Source organism: Microbispora sp. NPDC046933 (genome assembly GCF_040644635.1).
In the GTDB taxonomy this organism is placed as follows: Bacteria; Actinomycetota; Actinomycetes; order Streptosporangiales; family Streptosporangiaceae; genus Microbispora.
Genome location: NZ_JBEYWW010000026.1, coordinates 114,373 through 133,235, shown reverse-complemented (window position 1 = coordinate 133,235; position 18,863 = coordinate 114,373). Strand labels below are relative to the sequence as shown.

The following is an 18,863-nucleotide window of genomic DNA, read 5'->3' as shown; positions in this document are numbered from 1 at the left end:
GCATGGCCGTATGAACTATGTTCGTGTGCTCGGTGTCGACGCGTGCAGGGCGGGCTGGATCGGGGTGGTCCCGCCCGCCGGCCCCGGGAACGGGGGTCCGGCGCGCGCCTACTTCGCACCTCGCGTCGCGGACCTGGTCGCTTTGGCGGACGCGGACGGCGAGGTGGCCGTCGTGGCCGTGGACATGCCGATCGGGCTGCCTGATCCTTATCCCGGCGGCGCCCCCGGCGGCCCTCCGGGCCGGGGCCGCCGTCTCGCCGACGTGCGGGCGCGCGGGGAGCTCGGCCCCCGGTGGCGGTCGGTGTTCATGACCCCGGTGCGGGCGGCGCTGGAGGCGGACGACTACGCCTCGGCCGTGGCCGTCAACCGCCGCCTGACCGGCGAGGGAGTCTCCCGCCAGGCGTTCGGGCTCAAGGAGAAGCTGCTGGAGGTCGAGCGCTGGGTGCGGGAGGCGGGCAGGCGGGTCGTGGAGATCCACCCCGAGCTGAGCTTCGCCCGGCTCGCCGGGGCGCCCCTGCCGCACCCGAAGACGACGTGGGCGGGCGCCGAGCGGCGGCGTGAACTGCTGGCGGCGGCGGGCGTCGTGCTCGCGGGCGACCTCGGCCGGGCCGGGGCGGTGGCGGGGGTGGACGACGTGCTCGACGCCGGCGCCGCCGCCTGGACGGCCCTGCGGGTGGCGTCCGGGCGGGCCCGGCCCCTGCCCGATCCTCCCGAGGTCTTCTCCGACGGCATCCCCTGTGCCATCTGGGCCTGACGGCCGTGCCATCTGGGCCTGACGGCTGTGGCATCCGGGCCCCGCACGGCACGGGCGTACGCGGCCGTGGGGGAGACCTCAGGCGAGGTGCTCGGCGAGCCGGTCGAAGAACTGGAGCCAGCCCGCCTTCGCGGCCTCGGCGTGCGCCTCGTCGGTGTTGTAGCCCTCCTGCGTGAACCTCATCTCCGTGCGGCCGTCGATGTCGGTGAGCGTGAGGGTCGCGACCGAGGCCACGGCGCCCTCCTGGTTGTCCGGGTCGCCCGTGGTGAACACCAGCCGCTCGGGCCCCGCGATCTCCCGGTAGACGCCGCCGAGGGGGGCCTTCGCGCCCTCAGGCGACACGAGGCACGCGCTCCACTCGCCGCCGGGCCGCAGGTCCATGGTGATCAGCGAGACCGGGGTGGTGAAGCCGCGCGGGCCGAACCACTGGCTGAAGCGCTCCGGCTCGGTCCACGCCTTGAAGACGGTCTCGCGGGGAGCGTCCAGGACGCGGGTGATGGTGTATTCGAGGTCGGGGGCGTTCGTCATCGTCATGCCCTTCGTGGTCAGGAGTTCGGACGTGCGTGATATCCGGATGGATGGTCAGGGGAAGAGCCGGGAGAGCCAGGACCGCCAGGCGGTCTCCGTGCGCTCCTGGTCGGCGTCCTCGGCGAAGACATGGTGCCCGAGGACCACCACGTTCCCCCGCTTCGGACCGGAGTGGATGAACCGGTAGAGCCCGTCGGCGGTCCGCACGCCCAGGAAGGTCGGGAAGCCGGTGTAGTCGACCACCCCGTCCTCCGGCGCCAGCCCGTCCACGGCGAGGCGCACGGGGTCGCCCACGCGGACCGTGCCCGCCAGGCCCAGCGCGTCCTTGATCGCCGCCCAGGCCGGCTCGTTCTCGGCCGTTTGGGGGCGTACGGCGGACACGACCGTGGCCGGGCGCCCGCGGAAGTACGTGAGGTACTGCGCGAGCTTGTGCAGGTACATGTCCCAGCCGACGCCCATCGCCTCGAACTCGGTCTCCCAGTCGTCGCTGAGGAAACCGTGCTGGACCAGGCGCAGGACGGTGCTGCCGTGGTCGCGTCCCTCGATGAGGTACTCCATCGCCATGAACGTGCCGTCGGGGTTCTCGTCGCCGCGGTACGCGAACCGCTTGCCGGGCTCGTACGCGGTCACGGTGGAACCCTCGCTGTTGCCGAACATGGTGAACCGGCCGCGTCCGCCCTCTACGGGCTCGATCTCGGTGCGTCCCATGAACCAGGAGTCGATGCCGGGGCCGGTGGCGATCGCGTCCCAGACCTGCTCGGGGGTCGCGTCCAGCTCGATTTCCTTGTGCAGTTCGAACTCGTGGGGCACGTCCTAGCGCTCCTCAGTGTCGGCCGTCCGGGGGACGGCGGGATGGACGGCGACGACCAGGCGATGATCGCGCCCGCCTTCGGCTGAGTCGTCGTGATACTTGCTGACGAGCGCGGCCACGGCGGCCGACAGCTCCTCGGCGAAGGCGGCCCGGTCGGCGGCCGAGGCGAAGCGCACCCGGCCGTCGATGGCGAACGTCGCGAGCTTCTTGCGGGCCTGGGACGCTCCGACGATCAGCGTGCCCACGTCGCGTACGAGCTGGGCGGCGAGCGCCAGCAGCCACCGCGCCGACAGCCGGTCGGGTGCACGTGACGGATCGGGCGCGACCGACGCCAGGGCGGCGGGGGAGATCACGAACGACGCCGCCGTCGCCCGCATGACCCGCTCGTTGACGTTGCCCTTGCGGCGCTCCTCGACCAGCTCCACGAGGCCGTGCCGCTCAAGGGTCTTGAGATGGTAGTTCACCTTCTGCCTCGGCAGCCCCACCTTGGCCGCCAGCATGGTCGCCGAGTTGGGCTCCGTCAGCTCGGCGAGCAACCGCGCCCGCATCGGATCCAGGGAGGCCTCCGCCGCCGCCGGATCCTCGATCACCGCCACGTCCTTCATGCCTCAAGGATGCGTCCGACAAAGAAATTTGTCAAGGCAAGTAGAGATGTCGGCGCCGAACCCGCACTGATGCGGTCCTCCGCCCCCGGATCGGCGATGCAGTTGAAAGTAGGCGAGTCAGGAGGGTTCGTATGGCCAAACGCAGGGACGAATTGACTCCCGTCGAGGCGCTGACCGTGGCGCTCACCACCGTCGGCGCCTTCCAGGGTTACGTGCAGCATGCCGACGCCAAGGCCGCCACCGTCGCCACCGTGCACCTCGGGGCGGCGGCCGTGGCGGCTACCCAGATGGGGGCGCTGGCCGGCCTGCGAGCATCGGGGGCGCCGATCGCACTGCGCGTGGTCGCGGTTGTTCTCGTCACGCTCTACGTCGCGGGGTTCCTCGTCGCCGGCTATCACCTCGTCCAGGGCCTACGTCCTCGCCTGGGCGGGCCTGGCGGGCCGAACAGGTTCGGCCTGACCGGTCCGGGGAGTGAATCGTCGCGGGTGAGGGTCGCGCAGCAGGAACGGGAGGCATGGCTCCTCGTGGGCACGCTGGCCGAACTTAGCCGTGAGAAGCACCGCAGGGTGGGACGAGCGCTGCCGTGGACGGCCCTCATGCTCGTCGCCACCCTGCTGTGGCTTGCCCTGGGCGCGCTCTACGGCTGACCGAAGCCGCTCGGCAGCAGCGGGTCGGAGTCAAGCGGCGGCACCGGCAATCCCAGCGCACTCATCGCGCTCCGCAGCGCGCTCTCGCTGCCGACGATGAGCTCGTAGACGTCGCCCTGCCGATGGGAGCTCACCAGCTTGTCGAGCTTGTCTATGAAGTGGGCGGCGGTGTCCTCGCCCTTGTCGAGCATCTCCGCGATGATCGCCGCCTTGGCTTGGGGCTGCTCGGCCAGCCTCACCGCGTACCTCGTCAGGTCGCTCCTTCGGGCCCCGGACAGGAAACGCTCCCAGGCGAGGCGCACCTCCTCCGCGGTCTCCGCGCGGCGCTTCGCCTCGGCGACCTCGCAATCGACCTGATAAAGCCTGCGTGCGCGTTCCCGCAACAGCTCGCGCACCTCTTCGCAGGGCCTGACCTCCGCCCGTGCGGTCCAGCACAGGAGCACCCGCCTGTCGTACGCCGGCAGCCTGCCGAGGAGATCGCTGAGCGCGCTGTTGACCTCGCGTTCGGCGTCCTCCGAGTGGTACGGCGAGTGCCTGCGCGCCACGGCGCGTGTCTCGGCGCGGACCAGTCCTCGGACGTGGTCGCGCTCGCTCGCGTCGGGGCCTGCCAGCCGGTTCCGGCCGCTCGTGGACCAGTACAGGGAGACCGTCACGTCGAAGTCGAAGACGTCTCCCCGTGCGGGAGCGCCGAACGAGAACTCGCTCACGTTCTCCGTCGTGTCCTCCTCCATCGCGGGCAGGGCGTATCTGATGAGCCACACAACGCTCAACTCCCTTCGATGAGCTCGGTGAGCCGGGCTGCAAGGCCGGCGTCGATCTTTCGGATCCGGCGCCAGAGCCGGAGGCGGAAGGCCAGGGACGTCCGGGCGTCGGCGCGCAGCCGGGTCAGGACTCTCGTGAGCACCTGCCGGACCCCGGCATCCGTCTCCCACCTGGCCAGCCAGTCGCCCAGCAGGCTCCACGCCTCCGGAGTGAGAGCGACGTCCGAATCCCTGCCGACGGCCTCGTCCAGGATGTGCCGCCAGAGTGTGACGAGATCGGCTTGCGCGCCGGGATCTGCCGCCAGGTCGATGACCCGGATCGCGTCGGGAGACGCGAGTAGCCGTACGAACGCGAGGGCGGCGGCACGGTGACGTCCTCGCCAATCCGGGTCACCCGACCACTCCGCCAGGGCGGCGACGATTTTCCTGGTGTTCTCAGGGACGCCGTCGTCGCCGGTGTACAGGAACGTCCTGCCCGCTCCCAGTTGATGGATCTGGGAGACGGCGCGGGCGACGCCGCCGACGAGGATCGATCCCGAGGTTTTCGCCACATCCCCGAGCACCCGGAGCGCTTCGTCGAGGCGATACGCGCCGAGCCAGGATCCATACGTCCGGATCACAACCGATTGGGCTCTGCGGCCGCTGCGCGCCCAACTGCGCAGGCAATCGAGGACTCTTGGCTGCACCTGCGGGTCTCGTGCCGCCGAGGCCAGTGCCCAGGCGGCCAGTTCGCGGCCTTCGCTCCGATCGCCGTCGCGCCACCGCCGCAGGAACCGCCGCTGTATGGAGGGGAAGTCGAAGGTGGCCAGCAGGCCCACGGCTTCCGCCGCCCTCCTCCCGGTATCCGGATCACCGTCCTCGCTCAGCTCGTGCAGCCACGTCAACAGCGGCTCGTGAATGGTGGGCTGTTCCTCCCACACGACCCGCAGGATCGTGCCCGCCATACGAGGCTCATCGAAGCCGACGACCGGGCCGTCGCCGCCCCGGCCGGACTGCTCGACCCTGATGCCCGTATCGCCGGTCCAGTCGTTGATCCACTCCCAGACGTGGTGCCGGCGTGGCTGCTCGACGGTCGTCTGCCTGGCCAGTTCCTCTTCGACAAGCGTTGCCAGCCTGACGGTTTGCGTGGCGACGACGGCCGCCGGAGACCCGCGCAGAACCGCGCTTGCGATCATGAAGCAGCGCGCCCGCCGAGGGGTTTCTCTGGCGAGCAGCATCCGGGCCTTGCGGCGCCTCTGCTCCGGCAACGCCTCCAGGATCTCGTCCAGGGAGCGGCCGAGCAGGAGACCGGCGGCCACCTGGAGAGCGAGTTCGCGAGCCTGGCGAGGGTGTCGATATTCGGCGAGTTTCCCCCGGACCAGTTCGTCGGCCGCCGCCTTGTCCGCCCGCTCCTGCGGACGGGCGTCACGGCCCTGACGCAACTCGTGGACCAGCCGTTTGACGAAAACCTGGTCCAGGGGTGGCGGATCGTGATCCACGGTCAGGTCGTGCCCGGGGAAACCGGGTCCGGCCAGGACGACGATCCTGGCGTCGGCCCGTTCCGCGGCTCTGCACAGGTGGCCGAGCACCTGGTCGGGATGCCTGCTCCAGGCGCCGTCGTCACCCGCCTGAAGGAGATAGCCGGTGGCTTTGCGCAGGGCTGCGGAGGTAAGGCGGAACGGATCCGCCGTGATCTGGAGCCAGGCGAGGTGGTCGTCGTCCCGGGCCCATTCCGCGAGGGCGACCAGGGCGGTGGCCGGCTGCCCGCTGTGGGGTGCGCCTCTCAGCACCAGCACGTGTTCGTGACGGAGACGGACGGACAGCCGACGCCAGGAATCGGTCCTGACATGGCAGCGGCGTACCATGGCGACCTCCTGCGCGGACATTTCCACGGTGTGCACGGCCGCGTCCTCCGGCCGCCAGCCGAAGACGTACTGGTCGCGTCCTACCGCGTTGACCGTTCCGCCGTCGGTGGCCCTGTGTGAGGCGCCTCCGATGTCGTCACCGGCGATCACGGTGTCGGCGTAGAGGGCGTCCAGGTTCTCCGCGGAGATGCGGCCCTGGCGCTTCTGCTCGCTGAGCTCCTCGCGTAGGTCGCGCCGCCGGTCCTGCTCGGTGGCTCTGTCGGGCTCGTGCTCCTTCTCTCCGCGCCCGGGTTCGAGGGCGGGGACTTCGGGCTCCGCCATCAATTCCCCTCGTGCCAGGGGCGTGTGTTCTGATCCCCGCCGACGACGTTGACGGTGCCGCCACCGCTCGCGCGATGTGACGAACCACCGATCTGGTCGCCGTGGACGATCGTGGAGGCGTGCCGCCGGTCTTCGCCGCGATCGGAACTCGCCGCCGCGCGGCCCGGCTCCGGCGTGTCCGGCCCCTCGGGGTCGAAGAGGTCCAGAGCGTCGAGTCCGCCGATGTCGTGACCGGGCACGTGCAGGTACGCGATGCAGGAGTGCTCCTTGACCCGTACCTGGACGGGCCGATACATCTGCGGCTCGCCCAGCCCTTGACTGATGTAGTCGTCGTAGACGCGGTCGGAGACCATCAGGGCCACATCCGCGGCGGGGCAGGCGTCGAGGGCCCGCCGCAGTGGAGCGGAATCGAGGAGCCGGGCCGACTGCACGGCGTGGCGGCCCGCGACACCGTTGGCGGCGCCCAGGTGGACGGGTCCGAAATGAACGGCCATCCGCAGGCGCATGCGCGTCCAGAACTGTCCGGCGTGACGCCCGTTGTACAGCCCGAGCTGCCCGGCGAGCTCACGGACGAAGCCGCCGACGAGCACACCGAGGTGCGCGTGCGGCGGGAGCCAGGAGAACTCGCCGTCCCCCTGAGGCTGGCGTTCGGCCCACTTCGACCTGTCGAGACCGGCGTCGGCCGCGGCGGTGTCCAGCACCCGGATGAGGGCTTCCTGCAGGTGGAGTTGCTGCTGGTCGTTGCGCCCGCTGTACTTCTCGATGTCCACAGCGATCATCGCGTGAGAGGTGGGCATGGGAGGGTGGGTCATCGTTTCTCCTGGCTGGTCCGTGTCGGCCGGACCACGATGACTCCGGCGGGCTTTCCGGAGCCCGCATTGATGCGGCTTTCAGCCAGGCGATTGGAATCGCAGGTCGGCGAAGTCCGCCAGACCGTCGAGGTCCCTGATGATCACGCCTCGGTGTCGTCGCAGCACGAGACCGCGTGCGGACAGGTCGTGTATCGCCTTCTGCACCGTGCGTTCCTTGATTCCGATGAGTTCGCCCAGTTCGGCCTGGGTGACGGGCACTCCGACGTCGATGCCCTCGCGGTGGGGCCGCCCGTGCCGTACGGCGAGATCGACCAGGATCCGGGCCAGGCAGACGTCGGCCTCGTATCCCGCGAAGTCGAGGCGCCGGCGGTTGGCGAACCGTAAACGATCGATGGTGACCTGGCTGAGGACGGCGGCGACTACGGGAGTGCGGGCGAGATGAGCCGTGAAGACGCGACTCTTCAGCACACAGACGAGAGATCGTTTGCAGGTGGTCACCGTGGCCATTCGCGGGCGGTCCGTCAGGGGGGCCATCTCGCCCACGATGTCGCCGCTCGCCCGGATCGACAGGAGCGTCCTGGAGCCGTTCTCCGCGAGTGCCGTGACCTTCACCAACGCGTCGACCAGCAGGTAGACCGCGTGCCCGGGGTCGCCTTCCCGGATCAGCACGTGCCGGCTCGGATACGTCAGCAGGGAGCCGAGACGGAGGAGTTCCTCACGCGCCCGCGCTGGGAGCAGGTCGAGGAACGATCCGCGTAACCAGGTGCGCCGCTCAGCGCTCTGCGTCATGCCGACACCTCCCAGCGGGAGTATGACCCGCGCGGGCCGTGACGTCACCGAGCTTGAGTGCCAAGTCGGCCTTAGCTACTCATTACGCCTATAACGTTGTGCGACCGATCTGTCACGCGATGTAATCACATCGGCGATGGGCCGGACCTACTGGCTCCGAAGGAGTGACTATGACGTTCACAGCTATGAACCCCACGTCCATGGCGACCATGCTGGGTTACGGCGCTCAGCACCAGATCTCGCCCCTGCAGCAGCTCGGTCAGCAGATCCCGGCGCTGCAGCAGCAGCTGTCGCCGCTGGCGATGATCCAGCAGGAGGAGCACATCCTCCCGCAGGAGCACCTGGTGAGCCCGGTGACCTTCTGGACCAAGGTCGCGCGGTACAGCGTGCGTTACGGCGCTCCCGCCGCCCGCCAGATGCTGGAGGGCGTGCTCTACCAGCACCAGGTCCGGGAGCAGATCCAGCAGCAGATTCAGCAGCAGGTGCTTCCGCCGCAGGTTCTGCAGGCCCTGCAGGCCATCCAGGCCCAGGCCCAGCAGATCCCGCAGGTTTACGGCCAGCCGTACGCCACCCAGGCGTACGGGCAGCACCCCGTGGCGTACGGGCAGCACCCCGGCCAGCAGGCCCTTCAGTTCGGCGTCCCGTCCATCCACGGGGCGTACGGGCAGCAGGTCCCGCTGACCATGCAGCCGCTGTCGCAGGTCTACGGCCAGGCCTACGGCCAGCCGTACGCCCAGCTGCACCAGCAGGCCGCCCAGCAGGTCCCGGTGCCGGCCGGTGCCGCACTCTGATCGGAGGAACACCGTGGAGTCGATGGGTCCCGGGATGGGTCCGGTGACGCCCCCGGCCGTGGGAGTCGCGACGGGGCATCCGGCGCCGATCGCGCCGATTCAGGCGCATTGCGCCGTGACGCTCCAGCGGCTGTACGGCTGGCTGCAGGCGTCACTCCCGCAGGCGCCCCAGGTCGCGGGGATCATCCCGCTGCTGGTGCAGGCGGTACAGCTGTACCGGGCCGGGCGGTACGACGCGTGCCTGGCGCAGATCCAGTTCGCGTTCGGCGTCGTCACCCCCGGACGGCCCACGGTTCCACTGCTGTGACGTGATCACCTCGGTGGCCCGGACCGGTCGGCGGCCGGTCCGGGCCCCCGCCGTCCCGAGAGCGGCGACTGTGATGACAGAGCCTGAACTGCCCGCCGTGCCGTACGGGCGCGGTCGGCCACACCAGCCTGAGCTGGGGAGAGTCGGAGACGTTGTGACCAGTAACGACAAGCCCAAGGACGGAAGCGAGGAGCCGCGCCCGGCGTCCCCGCGGGGGCGGCAGGCGTCCCGCCAGGCGCCGCAGCCGGTGGAGCCACGGCCGCGGCGCTACATGGTGGCCGCACTGCCCCAGCCGCATCCGGTGGTGCCGGGAGCAGCCGTGCCGGCTCTCGACGGCGACACGGTGCGCAGGCTGCTGGAGGACGACCCCGAGGTGCGCGTGCTGCGCCGCCTGCGGGGAGCGGCGGGGAACCCGGGGGCTCAGGCGCCCGGGTTCCCCGCTGTGGTCGTGGCGGAGATGACCGCCGAGCACGTCGAGGCGCTGCGGCGGCAGTATCCGCAGCTCTACTTCGAGCGCGACCGGCTGCTCACCTACAGCGACGTGCCTCAGCCGCCGCGCAGGCGGCGGCCCGCCCCGGCGGTGGTGCCGCCGGGTGTGGAGAGCACGTTCGCCTTCCTGGTCAGGGACGCGGACGGCACGCCGCTGCCCGGTGCGAGCGTCCTGGTGACCGGGCACGGCTGGCCGGCCCAGACGTCCACCGGCGCCGACGGCCGCGCGGTGGTCACGATGGTGGGGGAGACCCCCGAGTCGATCACGGGGGTGACGGTCCGGCCGCGCTCCGGCTACTGGAGCGTCCACATCGACCGCCCGGCCCTGTCCACGGCCCGGGACAACCTGATCGAGCCGATGCGCCTGGCGGAGACCTTCGACGGCTTCCCCGTCAAGCAGGTCTTCGGCTGGGGCCAGCAGGCGATGAACCTCGACCGCCTGCCGCCCACGCTGCGCGGCGTGGGGGTCAGGATCGCCATCATCGACTCCGGGGCGGACGTACGGCACCCCGACCTGCGTGACCGCGTCCGCGCCGGCGTCGACCTCGTCGGCGGCGAGCCGGACGGCTGGTCCGTCGACGCCGCCTACCACGGCTCCCACTGCGCGGCCGTCGTCTCGGGCGCGGACGACGGCCACGGCGTCGTCGGCTTCGCCGTCGAGGCCGAGGTGCACGCCTGCAAGATCTTCCCGGGCGGGCGGTTCAGCGACCTCATCGAGGCGCTCGACTACTGCGTCGAGCAGCGGATCGACGTCGTCAACCTGAGCCTGGCGAGCAGGCACCACTCCCCGCTCGTCGCCGCGAAGATCGAGCAGGCGCGCGAGGCGGGGGTGGCGTGCGTGGTGGCCGCGGGCAACGACGGGGGACCGGTCGGCTTCCCCGGCACCCTGCCCGGCGTCCTGACCGTCGCGGCGGTCGGCAAGGCCGACGCGTTCCCGCCCGGCACCGCGCACGAGGCCGAGATCAGCGGGCCGCTGACCGGCGACGGCTACTTCTCGCCGCGCTTCACCTGCCACGGCCCCGAGGTCGACGTGTGCGCCCCGGGCGTGGCCGTGCTGTCGGCCGTGCCCCCGGACGGGTACGCCGCGCTGGACGGCACCTCCATGGCCGCACCGCACGTCGCCGGCCTCGCGGCCCTGGTGCTCGCCCACCACGGCGACTTCCGGGGCCCCTACAGCGTGCGGGACGCGCGGCGGGTCGATCACCTCTTCCACATCATCAAGTCGAGTTGCGTCCCGCTGAACCTCGGCGACCTCCACCGCACCGGCGCGGGGATGCCGAACGCGCTGCGTGCTCTCGCGCCGGCCCTCGCGCAGATCACTCCCGAGCCGGTCGAGGCGGACACGTTGCTCGGGCAGCTCACCGCCGAGATGACCGGCGCGGGACTGCTCGTGTCGGGGGGCTGGGGGCCGGGCGGCAACTCCGGGCAGACGGGCCAGGGGGCGCAGCCCGGCATGGCGCCGCAGGCGGCGTACGGCGGGGGCACGACGGCCAACGGGCCGGTGCCCGGAGGACTCGTCACCGGCCGCCCGCGCGGGCGCGGCACGGCGACCGGCGGCGGCGTCCCGCCGGCCGAGCAGGGCGGGCCGCCCGGCGGCGCGGGGACACGGGCCAAGCGAGGGGGAACGGGCGCCGCCCGGCCGTACGCCACCGGACCCGGCGGGGGCCGGTCGCCCGGCGGCGCGGCCGGCGACGTCCCGGCAGGTCCCCGTGCGGCGAACGGCATGCCGGCGGCGGGGGCGGGCCCGGTCGGAGGCGAGCAGGCGGCCATGGCCTGGCTGACGGAGGAGATGCGGGCCGCGGGGCTCCTCGGCGAGGACCCGGCCGACCCGGTGGAATAAAGGACGCCCGTGGAATGAGGAGGCCGGCGGAATGAGGGCGGAATGAGGACGTGGAGCGCGGACCCGGGGGCTCGGGCGGAGCCCCCGGGTGCCGGCTCCGCTACCGGGCCCGTCCCCGGCGCTCCGGGCGTGGGCACGCACAGGCCGCCGCCGGCATCGCTGCCGGAGAGCGGGGCGAGGTCTCAGTACGCCTCGTAGGCGGGACCGGCGAGCTGGGCCACGTCCTCCGCTCCGTCCCCGATGAGCTTCGCCCCCAGGTCGGCGAGGGCCCGCCCCGCCGCAAGCTCGTCGCCGATCTCCGGCACGGGCCGGTCGGCCGGGTTGCGGCGGGCTCGGCCGACGCTCTCGTGGCGTCGTCCCGCGGGCGTGTACAGCACGGCGGTCGCGGTGGTGACGTCGTCGTTGTCGTCCTCGTTCACGAAGATCTCGACGGTCCAGCGTTTCGATTCCATGTCGGACCACCTCCAGGACTCCAGCATCCCTCCCGGCCGGGCGGCCCCGGCACCGGCCCCGGCCTGAGGACCTACGGCCCTGGAGGGCCGCGGCCGGCGGTGGTCACATGGAGGAGGCTCCAGGTCGGAAAGGCCAGTGAGGAAGGAAGGAGCGTCCATGTCCGGCCCGATCATCGTCGGCACCGACGGTTCGCCCGCCGCGACGGCCGCCGTGCGGTGGGCCGTGGACGACGCCGCCCGCCGCGGTTGCCCGGTGCGTTTCGTCTCCGTCGTGGACCACTGGGCGTACGGCATCCCGAAGTTCCCCACCTCCGGTGGCGACCCGCTCACCGCGCACGCCGAGCGGGCGCTGTCCGCCGCGGAGGCGGCGGCCCGTGAGCGGCAGCCGGACGTGAAGATCAGTACGGAGATCATCGAGGGCATCCCCGCCCGCGTCCTGCGCGACAAGGCCAAGGAGGCCGTCGAGATCGTGCTCGGCAGCAGGGGGCTCGGCGGCTTCGCCGGAGTCGTCGTCGGGTCGGTCAGCAGCCACGTCGCCGGTCACGCCCCCTGCCCGGTCGTCGTCGTACGGCCCGGCTGGAGCGGCGAGAGGGGAGAGATCGCGGTGGGCGTGGACGACTCGCCCGAGTGCGAGCCCGCCCTGGCGTACGCCTTCGAGCAGGCCAGGGCGCACGGCGACACGCTGCGGGCCGTGCACGCCTGGCAGCTGCCCGCCCATCCGCTCGCGCCCGAGATCACCTACGACGTGGAGGAGGTGCGCGAGGCCCGTCAGCGCGTGACACGGGAGAAGCTGGCGGACCCGCGGAGGCGATATCCCGAGGTCCCGGTGCGCGAGGAGATCGTCTACGGTCATCCGGTCGACGCGCTCGTCCAGGCGTCACGCGGGGCCGACCTGCTCGTGGTCGGCTCCCACGGCCGGGGCGCGCTGGGCGCGGCGATGCTCGGCTCGGTCAGCCGGGGAGTGCTGCACCACGCCGAGTGCCCGGTCGCCGTCGTACGGTCGCCGTCGGCGTCCTGAGCGAGCCGCGTCGTCACAGGACGGATGGCGGGCGGGACCTGCCACGTCTCGTGAGGGCAGCACGGGCACAGGGGCACGGGCGGGGTCCGGGACGGGAGACACGACTCGGGCCCGTCCGCGCGGTGCGGACGGGCCCGGAGCGGGCCTCTTCAGGGCTGCCGCTGCTCGGCTCCCGGCTTCTCGATCGGGATTCGCCTGCGCTCCTCCCGCTCCTCGGCGAGCCGCACGCTCACCTCGAGGATGCCCTTGTCATAGGTGGCCTTCACGTCGTTCTCGTCCACGTTCGGCGGCAGCACGACCGACCGGGTGAAGGCTCCGTACCGGAACTCGGTGCGGTGCGCCTGTCGCTCCTCGTGGCGCCGTTCGGCGTGGATGGTCAGCACGCCGTTCGACACGCTGATCTCCACGTCCTTGTCCGGGTCGATTCCGGGCAGTTCGGCGCGCAGCACGTACCGGCCGTCCTTCACGTAGTCCTCAAGCCGCATCTGCTGCCCGGCCATCGGCCGGAGCGCGGCCATCGGCGCCTCCAGCAGGTCGAACAGGTCGGGAACGAGACCTCTGGACTCCCGTCGCATCGGAACGCCCATGCCTGTCACCTCCGTCCGGCAGAACTCATCATGGAAGAAATACCCGACAGAAATCGGACAAATCGCCACGGCTGCGCCACTGCCGGGCTCGTGATGCAGGATGATGATCATGCTGCCAGAACGGATCTATCACGGCACCGGCCCCGGGCCGATCACTCCGGACGGGTGCGCGGTCGACTACTACGCGACGCTCACCCCCAACGGAGAACCCGAGATCGTCCACGCCGCGATACCGGAGGGTGCGGCGATCCTCGAACTCGGCGCCGGGGTCGGCCGGATCACCCACGCCCTCCTCGCGCTCGGCCACGAGGTGGTCGCCGTGGACGAGTCGCCCGAGATGCTCGCCCACATCCGCGGGGCGGAGACGGTTCTGTCCCGCATCCAGGACCTGTCCCTGCCCAGGACGTTCGACGTGGTCCTGCTGATGTCATATGTGATCGACACGGCCGACGACGACCTGTGCCGGGCGTTCCTGCGGACCTGCCGCCGCCACGTCGCCCCGGGCGGGTGCGTGATCCTCCAGCGCCAGCCGCCCGAGTGGTACGACACGGTGGGGCCGTCGGAGACGCGCGGCGACGGACGGGTGATCCGGATGACGGACGTGAGCCGGCCCGAGCCGGATCTGTTCGCCGCGACGATGGAGTATGTCGTGGGAGACCGGCGATGGACGCACACGTTCGTCAGCAGGCGCCGCACCGACGACCGGTTCGAGGAACTGCTGCACGAGGCCGGGCTCGCGATGGAGGGCTTCCTCGACGGCGATCGTCGATGGGTGCGGGCGGCGCCGGCATGACACGGCCGGCCCATGGCGAAGGGAGTGCGCGATGAGGTTCGTACGCGAAGGCGAGATCACGGCCACGCGGCCGGGACCGGACAGGTTCACCGACGGCGTGTGGGAGGCGTCGGCGCTGGAGGCGGTGGAGCCGGACGGCCTGCGCGCCCAGCGCTTCTCCTACGACCCGCAGGCCCGCTCGGGCTGGCACACCCACGACGGGGAGCAGGCGCTGTACGTGCTGTCGGGACGCGGGGTGGTGACGCGCTGGGGAGAGACCAAGGGCACGCCGATCGGGCCGGGCGACTGGGTCCACGTGCAGCCGGGCGAGAAGCACTGGCACGGCGCCGTCGCCGACGACACGCTGGTGCACATCGCGGTCACGGCGAGCGGCAAGACGCACTGGCACGGGCCGGTGACCGACGAGGAATACCGCGCCGGCCTGGGCTGAGCAGCGGGAGCACGGCCTGTGACATCCGCCCGGCGCGGCTCAGCCGGTGACGATGACGAGGCCGGCCCGGGAGCGCACGTCGTGGCGGGCGTAGTAGCGCTCCTCCTGCTCGGCCCAGCGCCGCCAGTGGGGCGCGTACACCTCGCCGTCGCGGGCGAGCGCCCGCGCGCGGCGGACCTCCTCACCGGCCTCCAGCCACACCAGCCCGCTGAGGTACGGCCCCGCCTCGCGGGCGCCGCAGCCCACGCCCTCGATCACGACGGTGTCCGCCGCGGGAAGCTCGTGCCATTCGGCGTACCGGCCCCGCGTCCAGTCGTAGCGCCGCCAGCGTGCCCGGCCCCCGCGGCCCAGGGGACGCAGCACCCACTCCAGCAGGGCGTCCACCCCTGCCTGCAGGCCGTCCCAGCCGTCGTACAGGTCGTCCATGCGGACGACCGGCGCGGTGAGCGCCGCGGCCACGGCGGCGGCCAGGGTCGACTTGCCCGCACCCGAGCGGCCCTCGACGGCCAGGACGCGGGTGCCGGCCGCGCGGGCGGGCCGCGCGCGCAGCCAGCGCGCGACGGCGGCGGGATCGGCGGTCACGCGCGCCGAGCCTAACGGGCGCACCGCCGCGGGCATCGCGAAAGGGCCGTCCCCGGCGACTACCCCTGGTGGGGGCTGACCCCCGCTATGGCCAGGCCGAGCAGCCGGTGTGCCTCGGCGGCGGGGTCCGGGTGGTGTTCCGTGGCCAGGGCGATGCCGGTGATCAGGGCGAGCAGGTCGTCGATGGTCACGCCCGGTGCCAGCGCGCCCTCGTCCGCGGCGCGGCGCACCAGTGGTTCGCCCGCCTCGGTGAGCTGCTCCGAGCAGCAGTGCTCGTGGGCCGTGTCGGGGCCGGTCGCCCGGTCGCGGGTCAGCGCGGTGGCCAGCCCTCGGATGGTCGCGGCGTCCGCGAGCACGGCGCTCAGCCATTCCAGCAGCGCTGCCCGGGTGTCGGCCCTGCCGGTCCGCTCGCGGGCGTGGGCGCACAGGGTCTCGACCCGTTCGCGGAAGACCGCCTCGAGCAGTGCCTGGCGGCTGGGAAAGTGCCGGCGCAGGGTGGCGGATCCGACTCCGGCGATGCGGGCGATCTGCTCCAGGGAGGCGTCGGGGCCCTCCGCGGCGATCGCCTCCTTGGCCACGGTGAGCAGGCGTGCGTAGTTGCGCCGGGCGTCCGCACGCTGGACGGGCATGGCGTTCACCTCATGGTTGCTAAGTGGCGGGGTCCGCCGTATCTTACCAAGACATAAACGGCGGGGTCCGCCGTTTTGTCGACGCACACCACAGGAGCGGCCTCATGCCCACCGATCCCGCACCCGTCCTCGTCACCGGCGCCACCGGACGGCAGGGCGGCGCCACCGCCCGCGCCCTGCTCGCGAACGGCGTTCCCGTCCGGGCGCTGGTCCGCGACCCCGCGACCGAGCGGGCGAGGGCGGTCGAAGCGCTCGGCGCCGAACTGGTCACCGGCGACCTCGACGACCGCGACTCGCTGACCAGGGCCGCACGAGGGGCCCGGGCCGTCTTCTCGGTGCAGATGCCCCAGCCGAAGGGAGACGCCCTCGACTTCGAACGCGAGCTGACCCAGGCCGTCAACCTGATCGAAGGCGCGCTGGCCGCGGGCGTGCCGCAGTTCGTGCACACGTCCGTCTCCGGCGCGGGTCAGCACACCGAGGCCCCCGGCTGGGCCGAAGGCCGCTGGGCGCCGATGGAGCCCTACTACGCCGCCAAGGCCGGCATCCAGGACCGGGTGCGTGAGGCGGGCTTCACGCACTGGACGATCATCAAGCCGGGCTTCTTCATGGACAATTTCCTTCCGTCCCTGGCATACCTGTTGCCCCGTGGCGTCGAGGGGGGCATCGTGACCGTGCTGAAGCCCGGCGCCCGGCTCGCCCTCGTCGCGGTCGACGACATCGGTGCGGCGGCCGCCGCGGCCATCGCCGCGCCGGAGCGGTTCCACGGGGTCGAGCTGGAACTGGCCAGTGACCACCTGACGATGACGGACATCGCCGGGGTCCTCTCCCGGGCTCTGGGCACCGAGCTGACCGCGCCCGACATGACCGCGGAGGAGGCGGTCGCCGCGGGGATGCCGGGGTACGGCGTCACCTCACACGAGTTCATCGGCACGGTCGGTCAGCCCGCCCGCCCGGAGTACGCGCGGGCGCTCGGCATTCCGCTCACGACCTTCGAGGAATGGGCGCACGGACACCTGCGAGCCGCGGCCTGACACTCCCCCGGGGGTGTGGTCACGGAGCGGCCCGGAGGGGTCTGCGATCCCTCCGGGCCGCTCGTGGAAGCCCTTGCCCGCCCCCGCTACACGCCGGCACGGGTGGGGCGGCGGATGTCGCTGCTCTGCTCCTGCCACTCGGGGGTCTCCCGCCCCTTCTCCTCGGCGATCTCCTCCATGCGCAGGGCGATCCCCATCGCGAAGAAGGTCGGCGCCCACTCGCCGACGAACAACGCCCAGCGGTCGGCGCGCTCGATGCCGGCCTGCTCGTACTTGTTCGAGATGATCCACGAGGCGATCGACATGCCGATCGACCCGAAAGCGGCGCCGTACATCACGCTGGAGCGCAGGCCCATTCTGTGGAGTGTGCTGATCATGCGTGTCCCCCTTGTGGTGATTTGCCCCAATTTCGGGCGTACCCGGCCTGTCCTCCTGTAACCCGGCTGGGCCCACGACGCCGTGCGATACTCGCGACCGCGCATGAGGCGGGGGCGGTGGGGTAGCCGCCTAGCCGGACCAGGAGGAAAGTCATGGAAGTTCTGGGCATCGACATCGGCGGTTCCGGGATCAAGGGCGCCACGGTGGACACGGCCGCCGGCGTGCTCACCCGGGAGCGCCTGCGCATCCCGACGCCGCGGCCCGCCGCGCCGGCGGCCGTCGCCCAGGCCGTACGCGGGATCGCGGAGCACTTCTCCTGGACCGGCCCGATGGGCGTCACCTTCCCCGGAGTGGTCCTCGACGGGGTCGTCAGGACGGCGGCCAACGTGGACAAGTCATGGATCGGAGTGAAGGGCGCCGACCTGTTCGGCGAGCAGGCGGTCGTGCTCAACGACGCGGACGCGGCCGGCGTCGCGGAGATGACCTTCGGCGCGGGCCGGGACCGGCACGGGGTCGTGCTCATGCTGACCTTCGGCACCGGCATCGGCAGCGCGCTCTTCGTGGACGGCGTGCTGGTGCCCAACACCGAGTTCGGCCACATCGAGATCCGCGGCAAGGAGGCCGAGCACCGCGCCTCCGACCGGGTGCGCGAGGAGGAGGACCTGAGCTGGGACAAGTGGGCCGGGCGCGTGGAGGAGTACCTCAGGCACATGCGCGACCTGCTGTCGCCCACCCTGATCGTCGTCGGCGGGGGCGTGAGCAAGAAGGCCGACAGGTTCCTGCCCTACGTCGACCTCGGGGACACCCCGGTGGTGCCCGCCGTGCTGCGCAACGAGGCCGGGATCATCGGCGCGGCGATGGCCGCCGCGGAGGCCGCGCACATCCCCTGAGCGTTATATCTCCCTTATTCCTACCTGGACAGCGGGTAATATCGCTGTCATGATGATCCCATGAGTTCCTCGGGGAGGTTGACCCAGCGCCGGCACATCGACCTGCTGCGCGTCTGCGCCGCCGCCTGTTGACGACCGCGGTCACCACCGTCCGGTACGCCACGAGGCAAGGAGAGGGCATGTCCCACCAGAACGTGATCGACTTTGTGGAGCGCAGGCGCGAGCAGGGCCATGAGCCCCCCGAGCTCGGGCAGGGGTCCGTGCTCGGCGTGCTGCCGGTGCCGGAGACCGGCGCCGTGCTGATGATCGTGGGCTACCTGGTGCCCGCCGGGTCGGCCGCGGACGCGCCGGAGACGCCGGTCGCGCGGGAGCGTACGGCCGCGGTCCCGGCGCGGCGGGCCGCCCACGGCGAGGAGGAGGACCTGGTCCTGGACCGGGCCGCACGGGTGGCCCGGGCCGGCGGCGAGGAGATCGAGCTGACCTTCCGGGAGTTCGAGCTGCTCGACTACCTCAGCTCGGCCCCCGGCCGCGTCTACAACCGCCGCCAGCTCATGGCGGCCGTCTGGGACCGGTACGACGACGAGGGCGGCCGCACGGTCGACGTGCACGTCCTGCGGCTACGCCGCAAGCTGGGCAGGCACGCCGGCCGGATCGTGACCGTCCGCAACGTGGGGTACAAGTACCAGCCGCCGCGCCGCCTCTGACACCGCCCCGGCGGGGCCGCCGGAAAACGGCTGGCAGATCGGCGGGGGGTGTTGCCTATCCTTGAGCATG

Annotated in this window: 23 protein-coding genes; 11 read left to right on the top strand and 12 right to left on the bottom strand. The window is 72.0% G+C overall.

What is annotated here, in order from left to right; genetic code table 11:
• The first annotated feature begins 10 nt into the window (after positions 1–10).
• Positions 11–754 carry a DUF429 domain-containing protein gene (locus ABZ857_RS30530; protein WP_357049528.1) on the top strand — a complete coding sequence of 248 codons (744 nt, stop codon included), beginning with the start codon at positions 11–13 and terminating at the stop codon, positions 752–754.
• A 78-nt stretch (positions 755–832) separates the two neighbouring features.
• Here the strand turns inward: ABZ857_RS30530 and ABZ857_RS30525 are convergent, their stop codons facing one another.
• From ABZ857_RS30525 to ABZ857_RS30515, 3 genes are read right to left on the bottom strand one after another with little or no spacing between them, the layout of a single operon-like run.
• Entirely contained in the window at positions 833–1,288 is a 456-nt protein-coding gene (locus ABZ857_RS30525; RefSeq protein WP_357049525.1) for an SRPBCC domain-containing protein, read from the bottom strand.
• Positions 1,289–1,336: 48 nt separating this feature from the next.
• Positions 1,337–2,092, bottom strand: a complete 756-nt coding sequence (locus ABZ857_RS30520; protein ID WP_357049522.1) for an SRPBCC domain-containing protein — start codon at positions 2,090–2,092, stop codon at positions 1,337–1,339.
• Positions 2,093–2,095: 3 nt separating this feature from the next.
• Positions 2,096–2,698, bottom strand: coding sequence for a helix-turn-helix domain-containing protein (locus ABZ857_RS30515; protein WP_357049519.1), 603 nt, complete (start codon positions 2,696–2,698; stop codon positions 2,096–2,098).
• A gap of 131 nt (positions 2,699–2,829) precedes the next feature.
• Between ABZ857_RS30515 and ABZ857_RS30510 the strand changes: the two genes are divergently transcribed.
• Positions 2,830–3,345, top strand: a complete 516-nt coding sequence (locus ABZ857_RS30510; protein WP_357049516.1) for a hypothetical protein — start codon at positions 2,830–2,832, stop codon at positions 3,343–3,345.
• On the opposite strand, the gene ABZ857_RS30505 is transcribed toward ABZ857_RS30510, so the two are convergent.
• From ABZ857_RS30505 to ABZ857_RS30490, 4 genes are all read right to left on the bottom strand, one after another.
• Positions 3,336–4,106: a hypothetical protein gene (locus ABZ857_RS30505; protein WP_357049514.1), complete on the bottom strand. Its 771-nt coding sequence runs from the start codon at positions 4,104–4,106 to the stop codon at positions 3,336–3,338. The genes ABZ857_RS30510 and ABZ857_RS30505 overlap by 10 nt on opposite strands.
• 5 nt (positions 4,107–4,111) lie before the next feature.
• A complete protein-coding gene (locus tag ABZ857_RS30500) occupies positions 4,112–6,271 on the bottom strand; it encodes a hypothetical protein (RefSeq protein WP_357049511.1) in 2,160 nt (719 codons plus the stop codon).
• On the bottom strand, positions 6,271–7,083 hold the full coding sequence (locus ABZ857_RS30495; RefSeq protein WP_357049508.1) for a hypothetical protein: 813 nt from the start codon (positions 7,081–7,083) through the stop codon (positions 6,271–6,273). The genes ABZ857_RS30500 and ABZ857_RS30495 overlap by 1 nt, the downstream gene beginning before the upstream one ends.
• A 78-nt stretch (positions 7,084–7,161) precedes the next feature.
• The gene (locus tag ABZ857_RS30490) at positions 7,162–7,872 is read right to left on the bottom strand and encodes a Crp/Fnr family transcriptional regulator (RefSeq protein WP_357049505.1); all 711 of its coding nucleotides are present in this window, start codon (positions 7,870–7,872) and stop codon (positions 7,162–7,164) included.
• Positions 7,873–8,042: 170 nt separating this feature from the next.
• Here ABZ857_RS30490 and ABZ857_RS30485 point away from each other — a divergent pair, with 170 nt between their 5' ends.
• The 3 genes from ABZ857_RS30485 (at position 8,043) to ABZ857_RS30475 (ending at position 11,299) form a co-directional block, all read left to right on the top strand.
• Entirely contained in the window at positions 8,043–8,663 is a 621-nt protein-coding gene (locus tag ABZ857_RS30485; protein ID WP_357049501.1) for a hypothetical protein, read from the top strand.
• Between the two features lie 115 nt (positions 8,664–8,778).
• Positions 8,779–8,970 carry a hypothetical protein gene (locus ABZ857_RS30480; RefSeq protein ID WP_357049498.1) on the top strand — a complete coding sequence of 64 codons (192 nt, stop codon included), beginning with the start codon at positions 8,779–8,781 and terminating at the stop codon, positions 8,968–8,970.
• A gap of 154 nt (positions 8,971–9,124) precedes the next feature.
• On the top strand, positions 9,125–11,299 hold the full coding sequence (locus tag ABZ857_RS30475) for a S8 family serine peptidase (protein WP_357049495.1): 2,175 nt from the start codon (positions 9,125–9,127) through the stop codon (positions 11,297–11,299).
• 182 nt (positions 11,300–11,481) lie between these two features.
• Here the strand turns inward: ABZ857_RS30475 and ABZ857_RS30470 are convergent, their stop codons facing one another.
• Positions 11,482–11,751: a DUF1876 domain-containing protein gene (locus ABZ857_RS30470; protein ID WP_142619656.1), complete on the bottom strand. Its 270-nt coding sequence runs from the start codon at positions 11,749–11,751 to the stop codon at positions 11,482–11,484.
• A 157-nt stretch (positions 11,752–11,908) separates the two neighbouring features.
• On the opposite strand from ABZ857_RS30470, the gene ABZ857_RS30465 reads away from it, so the two are divergent.
• A complete protein-coding gene (locus tag ABZ857_RS30465; protein ID WP_357049492.1) occupies positions 11,909–12,769 on the top strand; it encodes a universal stress protein in 861 nt (286 codons plus the stop codon).
• Positions 12,770–12,918: 149 nt separating this feature from the next.
• On the opposite strand, the gene ABZ857_RS30460 is transcribed toward ABZ857_RS30465, so the two are convergent.
• Positions 12,919–13,356 (bottom strand): Hsp20/alpha crystallin family protein, encoded by a 438-nt coding sequence (locus ABZ857_RS30460; RefSeq protein ID WP_357049489.1) that lies wholly within the window; start codon positions 13,354–13,356, stop codon positions 12,919–12,921.
• A gap of 109 nt (positions 13,357–13,465) precedes the next feature.
• Between ABZ857_RS30460 and ABZ857_RS30455 the strand changes: the two genes are divergently transcribed.
• Both ABZ857_RS30455 and ABZ857_RS30450 read left to right on the top strand, forming a co-directional pair.
• On the top strand, positions 13,466–14,149 hold the full coding sequence (locus ABZ857_RS30455; RefSeq protein ID WP_357049486.1) for a methyltransferase domain-containing protein: 684 nt from the start codon (positions 13,466–13,468) through the stop codon (positions 14,147–14,149).
• 31 nt (positions 14,150–14,180) lie between these two features.
• Entirely contained in the window at positions 14,181–14,579 is a 399-nt protein-coding gene (locus tag ABZ857_RS30450) for a cupin domain-containing protein (RefSeq protein ID WP_357049483.1), read from the top strand.
• A gap of 39 nt (positions 14,580–14,618) precedes the next feature.
• On the opposite strand, the gene ABZ857_RS30445 is transcribed toward ABZ857_RS30450, so the two are convergent.
• Together ABZ857_RS30445 and ABZ857_RS30440 are read right to left on the bottom strand one after the other, a co-directional pair.
• On the bottom strand, positions 14,619–15,161 hold the full coding sequence (locus ABZ857_RS30445; protein WP_357049480.1) for a hypothetical protein: 543 nt from the start codon (positions 15,159–15,161) through the stop codon (positions 14,619–14,621).
• A 59-nt stretch (positions 15,162–15,220) separates the two neighbouring features.
• A complete protein-coding gene (locus tag ABZ857_RS30440) occupies positions 15,221–15,790 on the bottom strand; it encodes a TetR/AcrR family transcriptional regulator (protein ID WP_357049477.1) in 570 nt (189 codons plus the stop codon).
• 104 nt (positions 15,791–15,894) lie between these two features.
• Between ABZ857_RS30440 and ABZ857_RS30435 the strand changes: the two genes are divergently transcribed.
• On the top strand, positions 15,895–16,821 hold the full coding sequence (locus ABZ857_RS30435) for an NmrA/HSCARG family protein (protein ID WP_357049475.1): 927 nt from the start codon (positions 15,895–15,897) through the stop codon (positions 16,819–16,821).
• 86 nt (positions 16,822–16,907) lie between these two features.
• On the opposite strand, the gene ABZ857_RS30430 is transcribed toward ABZ857_RS30435, so the two are convergent.
• Positions 16,908–17,198 carry a hypothetical protein gene (locus ABZ857_RS30430; RefSeq protein WP_357049472.1) on the bottom strand — a complete coding sequence of 97 codons (291 nt, stop codon included), beginning with the start codon at positions 17,196–17,198 and terminating at the stop codon, positions 16,908–16,910.
• A gap of 153 nt (positions 17,199–17,351) precedes the next feature.
• On the opposite strand from ABZ857_RS30430, the gene ppgK reads away from it, so the two are divergent.
• Both ppgK and ABZ857_RS30420 read left to right on the top strand, forming a co-directional pair.
• A complete protein-coding gene (gene ppgK / locus ABZ857_RS30425) occupies positions 17,352–18,089 on the top strand; it encodes a polyphosphate--glucose phosphotransferase (RefSeq protein WP_357049469.1) in 738 nt (245 codons plus the stop codon).
• A 179-nt stretch (positions 18,090–18,268) separates the two neighbouring features.
• Positions 18,269–18,793, top strand: a complete 525-nt coding sequence (locus ABZ857_RS30420) for a winged helix-turn-helix domain-containing protein (protein WP_357049466.1) — start codon at positions 18,269–18,271, stop codon at positions 18,791–18,793.
• Positions 18,794–18,863: the final 70 nt, after the last annotated feature.